This window comes from Parasphingopyxis marina (genome assembly GCF_014237875.1).
Taxonomy (GTDB): Bacteria; Pseudomonadota; Alphaproteobacteria; order Sphingomonadales; family Sphingomonadaceae; genus Parasphingopyxis; species Parasphingopyxis marina.
In genome coordinates, this window is record NZ_JACJVJ010000001.1 from 1,521,790 (window position 1) to 1,535,253 (window position 13,464).

Below are 13,464 nucleotides of genomic sequence, written 5' to 3' on the forward strand. Positions count from 1 at the left end.
GCGACTATCGCAGCGCGATGCCCGATACCAGCGCCGAAATCGCCCGGCCATCGTCCGATTGCAGGCTGTGCCCGCGTCTTGCCGCCTATCGCCATGACCTGCGTGAGGAGCAGCCGGACTGGTTCAACGCGCCGGTTCCGAGCTTCGGCGATGCCGGTGCCTGGCTTGCCATTGTCGGGCTGGCGCCGGGGCTGAAGGGGGCGAACCGGACGGGCCGGCCCTTCACCGGCGATTCCGCGGGCGGGCTGCTGTACGAGACGCTGGGCCGGGCCGGGCTGGCACGCGGCAGCTATAGCGGCGCGGCCGATGACGATATGCGGCTGGAGGGCGCGATCATCCTCAACGCGGTGCGCTGCGTGCCGCCGCAGAACCGGCCGACGACGCAAGAGATCGCCGCCTGCGGCCGCTTCCTGCGGCCAGAGCTGGACGGGCTATTCAACCTCAAGGTGATCGTCGCGCTCGGCACCATCGCGCACGGATCGGTACTGCGCGCCTATGGCGAGACGCTGGCTCACCACAAATTCGGCCATGCCGCCGAGCACGCGATCCCGGACGGACCGCTGCTGCTCGACAGCTATCATTGCTCGCGGCTCAACACGAATACCGGGCGGTTGACGCCGGCGATGTTCGATACCGTGTTCGCACGCGCGCGCGAGATGCGCGGCTAGTCGGCCTTGCGGAAGAGAAGCGTCATCCGGTCGCTCTCGCCGATCGCCAGATATTGGGAGCGGTTTTCCTCGCCGCCCGCCAAGGTCGGCGGCAGCGTCCATACGCCGCGTTCCCAATTGGCAGGATCGCCGGGATTGGCGTTGATTTCGGACGATCCGACCAGCTCGAAGCCATGGGCGTCGAACAGCGCGATCACGTCCGACTGTTTCAGATAGCCGCGCGAACCGTTGGCGCGTTCCCACACCTCGCTTTCGGGCGCCCGGTGCTGGACGACGCCGATCATGCCGCCCTCGGCCAGCAATTCGCGCCATTGGCGGATCTCGGTGTCGGCGATGCCGTTGTTGAGCAGGCCGTGCATCGCGCGGAAGACGAGGATCCGGTCGACGGTGCCGGCCAGCCCTTCGGGTATCTCGTCGCTGTTGAACGCGGTGACGCGATCGGCCGTCACGCCCGTCCATTCCTCGACCCGGGCCGGGAAGCCGGCGGTTGCCGCGTTGGCCCGGGCGATCTGCTCGGCGTCGAGGCCGCGGCCGCCGGTGCCCGAATTCACGACCAGGTAGCGGCCCTGATAGGCGGTGAGCGGGGCGAGTATGCGGCTGTACCAGCCGCCGCCGGGGCCGATCTCGGCGACCGTCATCGTCGGTTCGACGCGGAAGAAGGCGAGCGTTTCCTCGGGATGGCGATAGCGATCGCGCGCCCGGTCCTCGGCGCGGTAATCCTCGGCCAATATGATTTCGATCAGGCTCGAACCTTCGCTCTCCGCCGCGGTTTCCTCCGCCTGCTGCGCGGGACCGAGAACCCGGTCGAGCAGGCGATCGAGGATCGAGGGCTGCTCTCCGCTTTCCGGCTGGGCGGAGGTCTGTTGGGCGAGCGCGGGGGCCGACAGGGCGGCGCTCGCTGCGAGCAGCAAGGCAATGGTGCGGGTCATGACAGTCTCTCCTGGTTTTGGTCTATTCGTCGCCGGCTTCGGCGCGCGAGGCATCGCGGGCTGCGCGGAACTCGGCGTCCGGGTTCCAGTTCGGCCAATCCTCGGAATCGGCGAGTTCGCGGCCGATGGCATAGTATAGCCCCAGATCGAGCACGGCGCCCGACCAGTCCCAATCGGGATCATATTCGTCCGAGGGTGCGTGATAATGGGCGGCGATATAGTCTTCGACGGCGGCGCGGCCCGCTTCGGCCCCGCCTTCGACGAGATCCTCGCCGCTATCGGCATAGAGCATCGGCACGCCGACCCGGGCGAGCGAGAAATGGTCCGAGCGGAAGAAGGAGCCGCGTTCGGGCGAGGGTTCGGGTTCGACCCTGCGTCCCTGGCTCGCGGCGGCGCGATCGAGATAGGCTTCGAGTTCCGACTTGCCATAGCCGACGACCACCACGTTGCGCGAAGGCCCGATGATGTTGAGCCCGTCCATATTGACGCCGCCGACCGTCTGCGCGGCCGGGAAGACCGGGTTGGCCGCATAATAGGCGGAACCCAGCAAGCCCGATTCCTCGGCCGTCACGGCGAGGAAGATCAGCGAGCGTTCGGCGGGGCCGGCAGCGGCATGGGCTTCGGCGAGCGCGATCAGCCCGGCGGTGCCGGTCGCATTGTCGAGCGCGCCGTTGCAGATATCGTCGCCGGTCTCGTCGGGCGTGCAGCGGCCCAGATGGTCCCAATGCGCGGTGTAGATGACATATTCGTCGGGACGGGCGGAGCCCGGCAGCACGCCGATCACGTTGCGCGAGGCCTGGCGGCGGATGGCGTTGTCGAGATGCGCGCTGGCGGTGATGCCGAGCGGTACGGCGGTAAAGCCGGGCTGGCGCGCGGCATCGCTGAGCACATCGAGATCCTGCCCGGCGGCGGCCAGCATCCCGTGCGCGACATCGTTGGTGACCCAGCCCTCGATCGGCACCCGGTCCATATGATTGTCGGCGGCGTCCATATCGAGCTGCGGCCCGGTCCAGCTGCTTTCGACGACGCTCCAGCCATAGGCGGCCGGCGCGGTATCATGGACGATGATCGCACCGGCGGCGCCCTGCCGCGCGGCCTCCTCGTATTTGTAGGTCCAGCGGCCATAATAGGTCATCGCCCGGCCGTCGAAGAGGCCCTCGTCGCCGCCTTCGGCGAAATCGGGATCGTTGACGAGGATCACGGCGATCCGCCCCGTCATGTCGATGCCTTCATAATCGTTCCAGCCGCGCTCGGGCGCGTTGATGCCATAGCCGACGAACACCAGTTCGGCATTTTCGACATCGACGCTCGGCACGATGCGCTTGGTCCAGAACACCGCTTCGTCGCCATAGGACAGCGCGGTTGTCGCATCGCCCGCGGTATAGCCGAAGGCGGCGGTATCGGGATCGGCGGTAATCTCGACCAGCGGCACATCCTGATACCAGCCGCCGTCATTGCCCGGCTGCAGCCCCGCCTGTTCGAAGCGCTCGGCGATCAGGGATACGGTCAGTTCCTCGCCCGGCGTCGTCGGCGCGCGGCCTTCATAGGCGTCCGAGGAGAGGGTCTCGGTGACGGTGCGCAGCGTATCGAGCGAAATTTCGGGGGCGCTATCCTGCGCCAGCGCCGATGCGGCGAGGGTGAGCGAGAAAAGGGCGAGCGGCGTTGCGATCCGGTATTTCAAGGCAAATCCCCTTTCTGGAGGCGGAAGCCCGCCTGGCGGGCTTGTCCTTCTTAACTAAGCGCTTTTCGGCCCGGTTCGCAATGGCAAAGCCGGTGGCGGTCCGTTTCGGCGCGATGGGACAGGGGGCTTTCGCATCGCCGGGCCGGGCTGTACAAATTCCTGAGCAAAGGGGGCGCCATAATCGTGAGCAAGAATATCGCACGGAAATCCATATTGTTCGCCTGCGCGGCGATAGTCTGCGCCGCGAGCGCGCAGGCGCGCGATCTTGAAAATCCAGCCGAAGCCTTCGGCCATCGGGCGAATATCCAGTCGATCGCCTTGTCGCCGAGCGGCGAGCGGGTGGTGTATCTGGGTCCGGGGCCGGGCGAGGAAACGCGCGTCTATGTCGCCGATGTCGGCGGCGGGCCATCGAGCATCGTCACCACCACCGACGGCGATCCGATGGAGATGGACTGGTGCCGCTTCGTCAACGAGGAACGGCTGGTGTGCGAAATCTATGCGCTCGTCGAAGACGCCCACAACATCTATCCGGTGAGCCGGCTGTTCGCGGTCGACGACGATGCGGGCGAGCCCCGTACGCTCGGCCAGCGCGACAATGGATTTCGCAACAACCGCCAGTTCGACGGCGAGATCATCGACTGGCTGCCCGGCGAAGACGAGACGGTGATGATGAGCCGCGTCTATGTGCCGGAGGCCTATCGGGGCGATACGCGGGTCGTGGACCGCGACGAGGGGCTGGGGGTCGTCCGTATCGACACGCGCAGCGGGCGGACGCGCCGCATCGAGGCGCCGGCCTGGCAATCCTCCCGCTTCCTGTCCGACGGGCGCGGCAATGTGCGCATGAAGGGCACGGTATCGATCCGCGGCGCGACCAACATGCTCGATACCGATCGCCATTATTATTACCGCCTGGCCGACGACAATGAGTGGCGCGAATTCGGCACCTATAATTCTCTGGAAGACGAGGGCTTCTACCCGCTCGCGGTCGATCACGATCTCAACGCCGTTTACGGGCTCGAGGAACTGGACGGGCGCGATGCGCTCTACCGGATCAGTCTCGACGGATCGATGACGCGGGAGCTTGTCTTCTCGCACGATACGGTCGATGTCAGCCGGCTCGTGCGGCTCGGGCGGCAGCGCAGGGTTATCGGCGTCGGCTATTCCGACGATTATTCCCGAATCGAATATTTCGATCCGCAGCTGCGGGCGCTCTCCACCGCGCTGCGCGACGCGCTGCCCGGCAATCCGGTCGTCGGTTTCGTCGATGCCAGCGACGACGAGCAGCGGTTGCTCGTGCGCGCGTCGAGCGACACCAATCCGGGCCGCTATTATGTGTTCGACCGGACATCGGGAGCGCTCAACGAGATCCTGCTGGCCCGGCCCGAGCTTGAGGGGGTTGCCCTCTCCCGGGTCCGTCCGGTCCGCTATCCGGCGGCCGACGGGACGATGATCCCCGGCTATCTGACCCTGCCTCCGGGTAGCGACGGGCGCGGGCTTCCGGCCATCGTCATGCCGCATGGCGGGCCCGAGGCGCGAGACACATGGGGTTTCGACTGGCTTGCCCAATTTTACGCACATCAGGGCTATGCCGTGCTCCAGCCCAATTTCCGCGGCTCGGCGGGCTATGGCGCGGACTGGCTCGCCACCAACGGCTTCCAGAGCTGGGAAACGGCGATCGGCGACGTCAATGACGGCGCGCGCTGGCTGGTGTCCGAGGGTATCGCCAATGCCGACCAGATCGCCGGCGTCGGATGGTCCTATGGCGGCTATGCGGTGCTGCAATCGGCGGTGATCGAGCCGGGCCTGTTCCGCGCTATCGTCGCCATCGCCCCCGTAACCGACCTTCCCGCGCTGCGCGAGGATGCGCGGGCCTATGCCAATGGCCGCAACGTTGCCGAATATCTGGGGTCGGGGCCGCATCTCGTCGCGGGGTCTCCCGCCCGCCATGCCGAACGGGTGACCGCGCCGGTGCTGCTGTTCCACGGCGATCAGGACATCGACGTCGCCATCGGCCAGTCACGGCGGATGAACGGCCGGCTGCGCGATGCGGGCCGGAGCAGCGAGCTGGTCGTGTTCGAGAATCTCGATCACGGCCTGCGCGATTCCGCCGTGCGCGCGCAGATGCTGGAACGGAGCGACGCGTTCCTGCGCGAAGCGCTGGGGCTCTAGGCGCCGTCCTTGCGGGCGGCGTCGATCAGTGCCCGGATCGCCCAGCGGCGGATCGCTCGGGCTTCGGTGTCGTCGATGCGGAGAACGTCGCGGCCGACGATAAAGCCCTCGGTCGCGATGATATAGGAGAGCGCCTTGGCGAGCCGGTCGAGCGCCGCCGGGCCGATCTCGTCGGCGATCGGCGCGAGCGCTTCCTCGATCAGCGGCTGGCGGCGGTTCTGCCGGACCGGCTTGTCGGCTTCGCCCGTAGCCCGGCGTTCGAGCGCGCGGGCGAGCATGATGCGCAACTGCACCTCGTTGGCGGCGGTCATATGGTCGAACGCCGCATCGACCAGGTCGACGCGCTTGGCGGGATCGGCGGGTGGATCGGCGAAGATGGTCGCGGCATCGGGCAGCGCGATCTCCAGCGCCGCTTCGCGCTGCAGGTCTTCGGCCGACGAGAAATAGCGATAGGCGGTGGCGCGCGAAACCATCGCCTCTTCGGCGGCTTCCTCAAGGCTCGGCACGGTTCCCTGTTGCATCAGCCGCGTGGCGGCGCGCAGCAGGTCCTTGCGCGTCCTCAGCCGCTGCCGCGCGCGTCCGCCGCCGTCGCTATCGGCCATCAGATCGCGGGCAGCTGTTGCTGGATGGCGGCGAGATCGAGCCAGACATTTTCCCGGCTGATCCGCCCGTCACCGGCGAATTCGACGATGTGGAGCAGGCGGAAGGCGAGGGGGCGATCCCGGCCGACGACGCCGAAGGGCGTTCCCGGCGCGCGTCCGCTCCACAGCGATTCGTCGACGAGGAAATTCTCGCCATAGAGCCGGCACACCGTTTCGACCCTGCCGTCGGCAAGATCGGGAAAGGTCGCTTCGTAGAATTTGCGCGCGCCGTCCCGTCCATGCGTCGGCCCTCCGGGAAAGCCGACCACGTCATGCTCGACATCCTCGGTCAGCGTGGAAACGACGCCGTCGATATCGTCGAGGGCTTCAAAACGGAAATGCTCATCCATCGTCCGGTCCATATCGGCGGGGCTCAGCATGGCGAATCATCCTTTCTCGAAATGCCGTTTCAATGGCCGCGAATTAATGAGACAAAAATCTCATGTCAATAAATTAGTCGCGATACGGGCGGGCTTGGCATCGGCAGGCCGCTTGGCCATGACGGTCGCATGACCGAAGCCCAACAAGAGAGCGCGCCCCGCATCCTTGTCGATGCCGATGCCTGTCCGGTGAAGGAGGAGATCTACAAGGTCGCCTATCGGCACGAGGTGCCGGTCGTCATCGTCAGCAACAGCCATTTGCGGGTGCCCGATCACCCGCTGATCGCGCGCGAGGTGGTGAGCGACGCCTTCGATGCCGCGGACGACTGGATCGCCGAGCGCGCGGATCCGAAAGCGGTGGTGGTGACGGCCGATATCCTGCTTGCCGATCGCTGCATCAAGGCGGGGGCGAGCGTGCTCGCGCCGAACGGCAAGCCGTTCACCGCCAATTCCATCGGCGCGGCGGTGGCGACGCGGGCGATCATGGCGGATCTGCGGGCGGGCGGCGATGCGATCGGCGGCCCGCCGCCCTTCACCAAGGCCGATCGTTCGCGCTTCCTCTCTGCGCTCGACGAAGCGCTGGTGCGGCTGAAGCGAAATTAGCGCATAAACGCATCGCGGCCGGATCGTGCCGATACTCGCTCATCAAGGGGAAGCGCATATGGACGGGGCAAGGCAGGCCGTTTCGGTCAGGGACCGCAATTTTGCCGTGGATTTGCCGGCCGAAACGCTCGCCCGGATTCAGGACGGGGTTCTCCGGTCGCGCTATAAGGGGCGGCGCTTCTGCAAGAACCCGTTCGACGTCATGCTGTATCTGCAACTGCTCGAGCGGTTGCGGCCCAAGACGATCATCGAGATCGGGACATCGGAGGGCGGAAGCGCCCTGTGGTTCCATGACCAGTGCGCAGCGCTGCAGATCGAATGCGCGATCTACAGCTTCGATCTCGATCCGCCCGCCGATCCGATCGCGCCGGGCGTGCATTGCCTGAAGGGCGATGCGCTGGATCCGCAGGGGAGCTTTCCCGCCGATATTTTCCGCTCCGCCCCGCATCCCTGGCTGATCGTCGAAGACAGCGCCCATAGTTTCGAGAGCGTGCTCGCCGTACTCAGATATTTCGATTCCCGGGTGATCGCCGGGGATTATGTGGTGGTCGAAGACGGTATCGTCGCGGACCTTCCCGGCGATCGGTATCGCGCCTTCGAAGACGGGCCCAACCGGGCGGTCGCGACATTCCTGGCGGAAACCGGCGAGAAATATGCGATCGACGAAGCCCGCTGCGATTTTTACGGGCACAATGTGACCTATTGCCCCAATGCCTGGCTGGAAGTGCGCTAGCCGGGCCGGGCCTTACCGCTTCTCGTTCGGGGCGCGCGCCGCCTGGGCAAGGCCGTCCAGCTGGTTGGGGCGGAGGCTGCCATAGAACTTGGGCGTGACGGGGGGCAGCTGATAGTCATGGCCCCGTATCGCGGCATATTCCGCATTGTAGGTGCTAAATTTGGAAACGGCCGAGTTGGTCGCAACGCCGCCATGGAACTGGTGGAAGGTTCCCTCGCCGAGCAGCATGATGACCTCGCTGCCGGCAGCCATGCAGGCCCGGTGCCACATATCCAGATTGGCGAGCCCGCCGCCCGGCTGCTCGAACCGCGGATCATAGCCGCCGAGTTCCCGCCATCTCGATTTGTGCATGAACAGGGCGTTGGTTTCGGCGGGCAGGGCGAACCAGCCTTGTTTCGATGACGACGCGAAAACCGAAATGTCGAACAGGCGGTAGCCGTCCTTTTCCCACTCGATCGATGCCAAGAGCGCATCCTCGGCCCTTTGATCGTAGCCGGTTTGGACGGACTTGCTCTGTATTTCGTCGCCGAGATGAAAGGCAAAGGATCCGATAACGGCCTGCCTGCCGATCTGTGCTGCTTGGATCGCATGGTTCAGCAGGCCGGGAGAGGCCATGCGGGCGCCGTCGATCATCACCCCGACCAGCGCGCCGCGCGCCGCGGCGATTCCGGTGTTGATCGCGCCGACGGGAGAAACCGAGCCGCTTTCTTCGCTCAGGAACCGGATATTGGGCGCAATCGCCGCGCAGGCCTCGCGGTCGAACGGCTTCTGCTTCGAGCCATTGTCGACGACGATGATTTCATAATCCTCGGCGTCCAGCGCAATTTGCATGGCGGGGGACAGGGAGCGGAGCGTTCGCGGCAATTCGCGCGCCATTTCATGGGCGATCACCACCACGGAGAGCTTCGGTTCCTTCGCGGGCGGGGCGGGCTGCTTCCCCGCGGGCCGTGTCAGCGATTGGAGAATATCCTCAAAGTCCGGGCCTGCGGGGTCGAGCGCATTGTCACGGTTCAAGATGGCGCGATCGGGCGGATCGCCGGAATCCACGGCCTGACGGACGATCGGGTTGTAATTTTGCCACAATATGCGGCTGCGGCGATCCAGCCCGGCGATCAGCAACAGGCCGGTCGGCGCCGTATCGAGGAGTATCAGTCGAAGATCGGGCCGGTGCTTCTGCAATATGCCGATGAGCTTCCAGACATCGCCGCACCACACGCGCGTGGAACGCTCGCGGGTCGCCTGTTCGGGTTCGTTCGGGAAAATATCGTCGATCGCGATGACTGTGTTCGGACCGCTGATCCGCTCGGCATGCATGAAATCGCGCAGCGCGTTTTCGACGCGGTGCATGCCGTCGATAAAGATCAGCTCCGGCCGCCGCTTGAGGATCGGGTCGACCGCCGCTTCGAAAAAATCGTCGCTGCTTTGCCGGACGATGCGGGCCTGTGGCGGCAATTCGCACTGGATGTCAGGAGCCGGGTCGACGCCGACCGCTTCACAGGCCGCAAGCGCGAGGCTGTGGCCGTGGCGGACGCCGATTTCCAGATAGGATCGGGGCTGGAGCGCCGCGTGCAATGTTTCCAGCAGCCGATGCGTGGGGACATCGCCTTTGACGCTGTCATGAACCGTTGCCTCGAACTCCGCCTCGTTCACCGCCAGCGCGGCACCGGCGTCGATAGAGGCAACCTTGTTCGGCGGCTCGCCGCTCTTGTTGAAGACGCCGACAAGGTCGTTCCACGGGCCCTTTTCGTCCAGCCAGACATCGACCAGGTGGCAATCGGCATATTTGGCCAGGGCGCGATAGGCATCGGGGTAGAAGCGGTAGCAATCCACCGGATAATCATGGATCGGCCCGGCGGACGGCGCGATCAGGAAGATATACCCATCCTCTTTGAGGACGCGCACCATCTCGCGGAATATGCGCCAGAAGAATTCGCAATGTTCGAGCATCTGCCCCGAAATGACGATGTCGATCGAGCCGCTTTCCAACGGCAATGTATCGGGATCGGTCAGATGGACGGACACGCCTTCGCCCGCTGCGATATCGGCGCCCAGATATTCGATATTGGGACCGCTGAATATCTCGGCATAGCTGCCATTGACGTCCGCACCGCCGATATCGAGCACCTTCAGCGCCGGACGGGTTTCGAGCGCGCTGCCGGCAATATATCGGCGGTAGCATTTCCGCATATTGTCGAAGGAGCTCGGATGCATGATGCTTGCCTGACGAGAAGAGGGCAGGGCCGCCCATTGGGGCCGTAAGCTATAGAGACCAAAAGATTATCGGTGAAGCGCCCTAGCGTTCGCAGCTGCCTCCATTGGCCGCTTGCCGCTCACCGCCCGGCCGATAGCGGCAGACGATATGGGCTTCGAGCTCGTCGGCGGTGAACCATGTCGGCTTCATGCGCATCGCGGCGAAGAGCGGCGCCTGATCGGCATAATGGCGGGAATTCGGCCGGGTCGAGGCCGCGCCGAACTGGTGGATGCTGCGCGAACTCACCTGTCCCTCGCCGTCCCAGCTGATCTCCATGATATAGCTGTCGCCCGCGGTGGCGACCAGGGCGTCGCCCTCGGGCGCGGGCCAGTAGATCGCGCGCAGCGCGTCCGGCCCGCCGGTCAGCGGCAGGTCGGCATCGCCGCGGCGCAGGCGCAGCACTTCGCCGAGCGACGGATCGATCCGGCCGTAATTGTCCTGCAGAAAGGCGACGGCGTTGGTGAATACGCCGCGCGGCTCGGGCAGGGGATCGCCGCGATAGGCCGCGAGCATCACCGAGCGCAGGATCGCGGCGGCCAGCGCATCGGCATCGCCTTCGCCGTCCAGCGACCAGTCCCAGCCCGCGAGCAATTGCTGGGCGTCGGAAAGCGCGCCTTCCGGGAAATTCAGCGCCGCGATCCGCCGGAAATAGGGCCCGGCCGCCGATTGCCGCGAATAGCCGCGATCATATTTGACGCGGCGCAGCTCGGGCCAGCCGATCGGGCCCTCGATGGCCGCCAAGAGTTCGTCGGCGCGGTACATGCGGTTGGTGGTGTTGGTTTCGATGCCGAGCAGCGGCGAGAAGCTCTCGCAATCGAGATTGTCGGCCGGGGCGGTGGCGATGCAGGGGGTGTTGTTGGCGTTGAAGATATAGCCCGAAGGCGGATCGATCAGGAAGGGAATGCCCTCGAAGGGCGCGTTGGCCGTCCAGACGGCGGCGCTGGTGTCGCCGGGCAGCACGCCGCGCCAGTCATAGCCTTCGGCGCGGTCGGGGAAGCGCGCATTGTAGAGATGGGCGATATGTCCTTCGCCATCAGCATAGACGAAGTTGGTGGCGGGGATCGCCTGCATCCGCATCACCGCCTGCCATTCTTCGAAATTTTCCGCGCGGGTGAGGCGGTAATATTGCTCGACCTGACGGATCTCGCCGATCCCGGCATAGCGGATCGCGAAGGCGCCATTGTCGTTGATCATCACCGGGCCGTGGACCGAGCGATAGACGGTGCGGGGGACCGGGAGAACGAGCGGGCCGGTGCGGACATGCAGCCAGATGCGGCGGCTTTCCAGCGGCAGCCATTCGCCGTCATAGCGATAGCGGTCGCCATCCTCGTCGAGCTCCAGCCGGTAGACGTCGACGAGATCGGGGCGGTTCACCGTGTTCGCCCAGCCGAGATGGCGGTTATGGCCGAGCAGCGGCAGCGGCGAAATGGGAAAGAGCCCGCCGATCATGTCGAGCCCTTCGGCGCTCGTCACATGCGCCTCGTACCAGGCGACCGGCCCTTCGAAGGGCTGGTGCGAATTGACGATCAGTTTCGTCACGCCGTCGGGATCGCGCGCGGGAGAAACCGCAAAGGCGTTCGATCCGCGCTCGGTTTCCGGTTCGCCGTTGCGCGGCGGATCCTCGCTGTTTGCGAGCGCGCCCAGAGTGCGGTCGATCCCGTAGAAGAAGGGCGAGGTGAAGGCGAAGCCGGTGGCAATGTCCCGCCCCGTCACCGGGAACAGCCCGCGTAGGCGCAGCTCTTCGGGATGCTCGGAGGCGTAGAGGTTGAGCCCATCGGCATAGGCCTCGATCAGCGCGCGGGTATCGGGCGAAAGCGCGCTCTCATAGCCGGCATCGACATCGCTGCGCGCGTCGAACAGGTGCCAGGCATAGTCCTGCGCCGCGCCTTCCGCGCCGGTCAGCTCGCCGAGCCGCCCGCGCGCGCTGGCGATCACTTCCTGCAGGGTTTCGAAATCGTCCTCGGCATGGGCATAGGCGAGACCGAAAGCGGCGTCGGCATCGGTTTCGCCCAGCACATGCGGCACGCCCCATTCGTCGCGGCGGATGACGACGTCATAGGTTGCGCTCGGCGCTTCCACGGTCTGCCAGGTCGCCAGCCAGCGGCTGTTGAGCAGGGCATTGCCGCCCGCGACCAGCAGCAGCGCGGCGACGATCACGCCGAGAATCTTCGCGAGTTTCCTGATCACCTCTCGCCCTCTCCTTGCCCCGCACCATCGGCGCGCCGCAGGGGAAGATCAAGCGGGGCTAGAGCGTGCCGAGGTCGCAGCCGCGCGCTTCGAGCAGCGGCTTCATCTCGCGATAGGCGGCGGGCGTCCTGGTGATCGGAATGTTCGGATAGAGGTGATGGACGATGTGGAATTGCATCCCCATCGATCCGATATTGCCGAGCCTGCTCTTCCAGGCGCGGGTATTGCCGTAGCGGCCGGTACCGAAATTGGTGTGGTGCGGCGCCCAGCTCAGGAAGAAGAGCACATAGCTCGATCCGATATGGCGCGGCAGCCACCATAGCAGCACCGCCTCGATTCCGAAGCCGTTCCAGGCGAGCGCGCAGAGGATGCCGTAAAAGACCAGCTGATAGGCGATCCCGTCCAGCACGACCTCGGGCCGGCCGAGCCGCTTCAGCACTTCGGGATAGCCGCGCAGGCCGATGGTCGATCCCGGCTGGCGGTTGCGAAAATGCCGCCACAGCGCATTGACCGGGCCGCTGCCATGCATCTCGTAATCGGGGTCCAGCCCCGGCTTGTTGGTATGGCGGTGATGTTCGAGATGGGTGAGCCGGGCCACGCGATAGGGCAGGATCAGCGGGATCATCGAGAGATGCCCGACCAGCTCGTTGAGCCAGTGCAGCCGCGATCCGCGCCGGGCGATGATGTCGTGCATCGCTTCATGCGCGGGCAGATAGGAGGCCGCGACATTCACCGTCGCAATCGGGAAGGCGGCCCAGAGCGGCAGGATATCGAGAAACACCAGCGGCCAGAGCGACAGCCAGACGGCGAGATTGCCGAGACCCCAGATCACCGGCGTCCAGGCGACGCCGCCGATATATTTGCCCGCGACCGCCTGTTCGGCGCGGATCAGTTCCTTGTTTTCCGGCGCCGAGCCGGCGCGCGCCTCGTCGCGCTCGATAACCTGATCGGTGGCGGTGTCGGGGGCGGATGTGGTTACGCTCTCCATGTCACCCAGCTCCCCGAAATCTGCGCGAAACCGCCCCAGACGCCGCCGACCACGAAACCCGCAGCGAGCGGGGTCAGGCCGAAAGGCGGGGCGATATTCAGCGCCGCGATGATCTGCGCGGTCACCGGCGGGATGAACAGCAGGCCGAACAGGATCGGCCCGAACCGGAATCCGGTGCGGATGATCCTGACGATTGCCCTGTCCTGTTCCTGTGCTGCTTCCACGGCCAGTCTT

The 13,464-nt window shown here is 65.6% G+C and carries 12 protein-coding genes; 4 read left to right on the top strand and 8 right to left on the bottom strand.

Annotated elements, in window-relative coordinates; genetic code table 11:
* Positions 1 to 17 precede the first annotated feature (17 nt).
* Positions 18 to 668 carry a uracil-DNA glycosylase gene (locus H6P80_RS07635; RefSeq protein WP_185800696.1) on the top strand — a complete coding sequence of 217 codons (651 nt, stop codon included), beginning with the start codon at positions 18 to 20 and terminating at the stop codon, positions 666 to 668.
* Here the strand turns inward: H6P80_RS07635 and H6P80_RS07640 are convergent.
* Together H6P80_RS07640 and H6P80_RS07645 are read right to left on the bottom strand one after the other, a co-directional pair.
* Entirely contained in the window at positions 665 to 1,597 is a 933-nt protein-coding gene (locus H6P80_RS07640) for a class I SAM-dependent methyltransferase (protein ID WP_185800697.1), read from the bottom strand. The two genes, H6P80_RS07635 and H6P80_RS07640, sit on opposite strands and share 4 nt — an antisense overlap.
* A 22-nt stretch (positions 1,598 to 1,619) precedes the next feature.
* Positions 1,620 to 3,278: a M28 family metallopeptidase gene (locus H6P80_RS07645; RefSeq protein WP_221892898.1), complete on the bottom strand. Its 1,659-nt coding sequence runs from the start codon at positions 3,276 to 3,278 to the stop codon at positions 1,620 to 1,622.
* A gap of 183 nt (positions 3,279 to 3,461) precedes the next feature.
* Between H6P80_RS07645 and H6P80_RS16690 the strand changes: the two genes are divergently transcribed.
* Positions 3,462 to 5,447 (top strand): alpha/beta hydrolase family protein, encoded by a 1,986-nt coding sequence (locus H6P80_RS16690; protein WP_185800698.1) that lies wholly within the window; start codon positions 3,462 to 3,464, stop codon positions 5,445 to 5,447.
* Here the strand turns inward: H6P80_RS16690 and H6P80_RS07655 are convergent.
* Both H6P80_RS07655 and H6P80_RS07660 read right to left on the bottom strand, forming a co-directional pair.
* The gene (locus tag H6P80_RS07655) at positions 5,444 to 6,049 is read right to left on the bottom strand and encodes a TetR/AcrR family transcriptional regulator (RefSeq protein ID WP_185800699.1); all 606 of its coding nucleotides are present in this window, start codon (positions 6,047 to 6,049) and stop codon (positions 5,444 to 5,446) included. The two genes, H6P80_RS16690 and H6P80_RS07655, sit on opposite strands and share 4 nt — an antisense overlap.
* Complete coding sequence (locus H6P80_RS07660) at positions 6,049 to 6,468, bottom strand: nuclear transport factor 2 family protein (RefSeq protein ID WP_185800700.1); 420 nt, start codon at positions 6,466 to 6,468, stop codon at positions 6,049 to 6,051. Before H6P80_RS07660 ends, H6P80_RS07655 begins: the two co-directional genes overlap by 1 nt.
* A gap of 129 nt (positions 6,469 to 6,597) precedes the next feature.
* Between H6P80_RS07660 and H6P80_RS07665 the strand changes: the two genes are divergently transcribed.
* Together H6P80_RS07665 and H6P80_RS07670 are read left to right on the top strand one after the other, a co-directional pair.
* Positions 6,598 to 7,071: a YaiI/YqxD family protein gene (locus H6P80_RS07665; protein ID WP_185800701.1), complete on the top strand. Its 474-nt coding sequence runs from the start codon at positions 6,598 to 6,600 to the stop codon at positions 7,069 to 7,071.
* A gap of 58 nt (positions 7,072 to 7,129) precedes the next feature.
* The gene (locus H6P80_RS07670) at positions 7,130 to 7,804 is read left to right on the top strand and encodes a CmcI family methyltransferase (RefSeq protein ID WP_185800702.1); all 675 of its coding nucleotides are present in this window, start codon (positions 7,130 to 7,132) and stop codon (positions 7,802 to 7,804) included.
* Between the two features lie 12 nt (positions 7,805 to 7,816).
* Here H6P80_RS07670 and H6P80_RS07675 read toward each other — a convergent pair whose 3' ends face one another.
* The 4 genes from H6P80_RS07675 to H6P80_RS07690 all read right to left on the bottom strand — a co-directional run bounded on the left by H6P80_RS07675 (position 7,817) and on the right by H6P80_RS07690 (position 13,454).
* Positions 7,817 to 10,015, bottom strand: a complete 2,199-nt coding sequence (locus tag H6P80_RS07675; RefSeq protein WP_185800703.1) for a methyltransferase domain-containing protein — start codon at positions 10,013 to 10,015, stop codon at positions 7,817 to 7,819.
* Between the two features lie 82 nt (positions 10,016 to 10,097).
* On the bottom strand, positions 10,098 to 12,242 hold the full coding sequence (locus tag H6P80_RS07680; RefSeq protein ID WP_328804952.1) for a penicillin acylase family protein: 2,145 nt from the start codon (positions 12,240 to 12,242) through the stop codon (positions 10,098 to 10,100).
* Between the two features lie 58 nt (positions 12,243 to 12,300).
* Positions 12,301 to 13,230, bottom strand: coding sequence for a fatty acid desaturase (locus H6P80_RS07685; RefSeq protein WP_185800704.1), 930 nt, complete (start codon positions 13,228 to 13,230; stop codon positions 12,301 to 12,303).
* The gene (locus H6P80_RS07690) at positions 13,218 to 13,454 is read right to left on the bottom strand and encodes a hypothetical protein (RefSeq protein WP_185800705.1); all 237 of its coding nucleotides are present in this window, start codon (positions 13,452 to 13,454) and stop codon (positions 13,218 to 13,220) included. Before H6P80_RS07690 ends, H6P80_RS07685 begins: the two co-directional genes overlap by 13 nt.
* Between the last annotated feature and the right edge of the window lie 10 nt (positions 13,455 to 13,464).

What these genes read in the sequence shown, in the direction of transcription:
- H6P80_RS07665 (WP_185800701.1), top strand. Translation starts at nt 6,598, where the DNA reads ATGACCGAAGCCCAACAAGAGAGCGCGCCCCGCATCCTTGTCGATGCC.
- H6P80_RS07655 (WP_185800699.1), bottom strand. Translation starts at nt 6,049, where the DNA reads ATGGCCGATAGCGACGGCGGCGGACGCGCGCGGCAGCGGCTGAGGACG.
- H6P80_RS07685 (WP_185800704.1), bottom strand. Translation starts at nt 13,230, where the DNA reads ATGGAGAGCGTAACCACATCCGCCCCCGACACCGCCACCGATCAGGTT.
- H6P80_RS07670 (WP_185800702.1), top strand. Translation starts at nt 7,130, where the DNA reads ATGGACGGGGCAAGGCAGGCCGTTTCGGTCAGGGACCGCAATTTTGCC.
- H6P80_RS07640 (WP_185800697.1), bottom strand. Translation starts at nt 1,597, where the DNA reads ATGACCCGCACCATTGCCTTGCTGCTCGCAGCGAGCGCCGCCCTGTCG.
- H6P80_RS07635 (WP_185800696.1), top strand. Translation starts at nt 18, where the DNA reads ATGCCCGATACCAGCGCCGAAATCGCCCGGCCATCGTCCGATTGCAGG.
- H6P80_RS07660 (WP_185800700.1), bottom strand. Translation starts at nt 6,468, where the DNA reads ATGCTGAGCCCCGCCGATATGGACCGGACGATGGATGAGCATTTCCGT.
- H6P80_RS07675 (WP_185800703.1), bottom strand. Translation starts at nt 10,015, where the DNA reads ATGCATCCGAGCTCCTTCGACAATATGCGGAAATGCTACCGCCGATAT.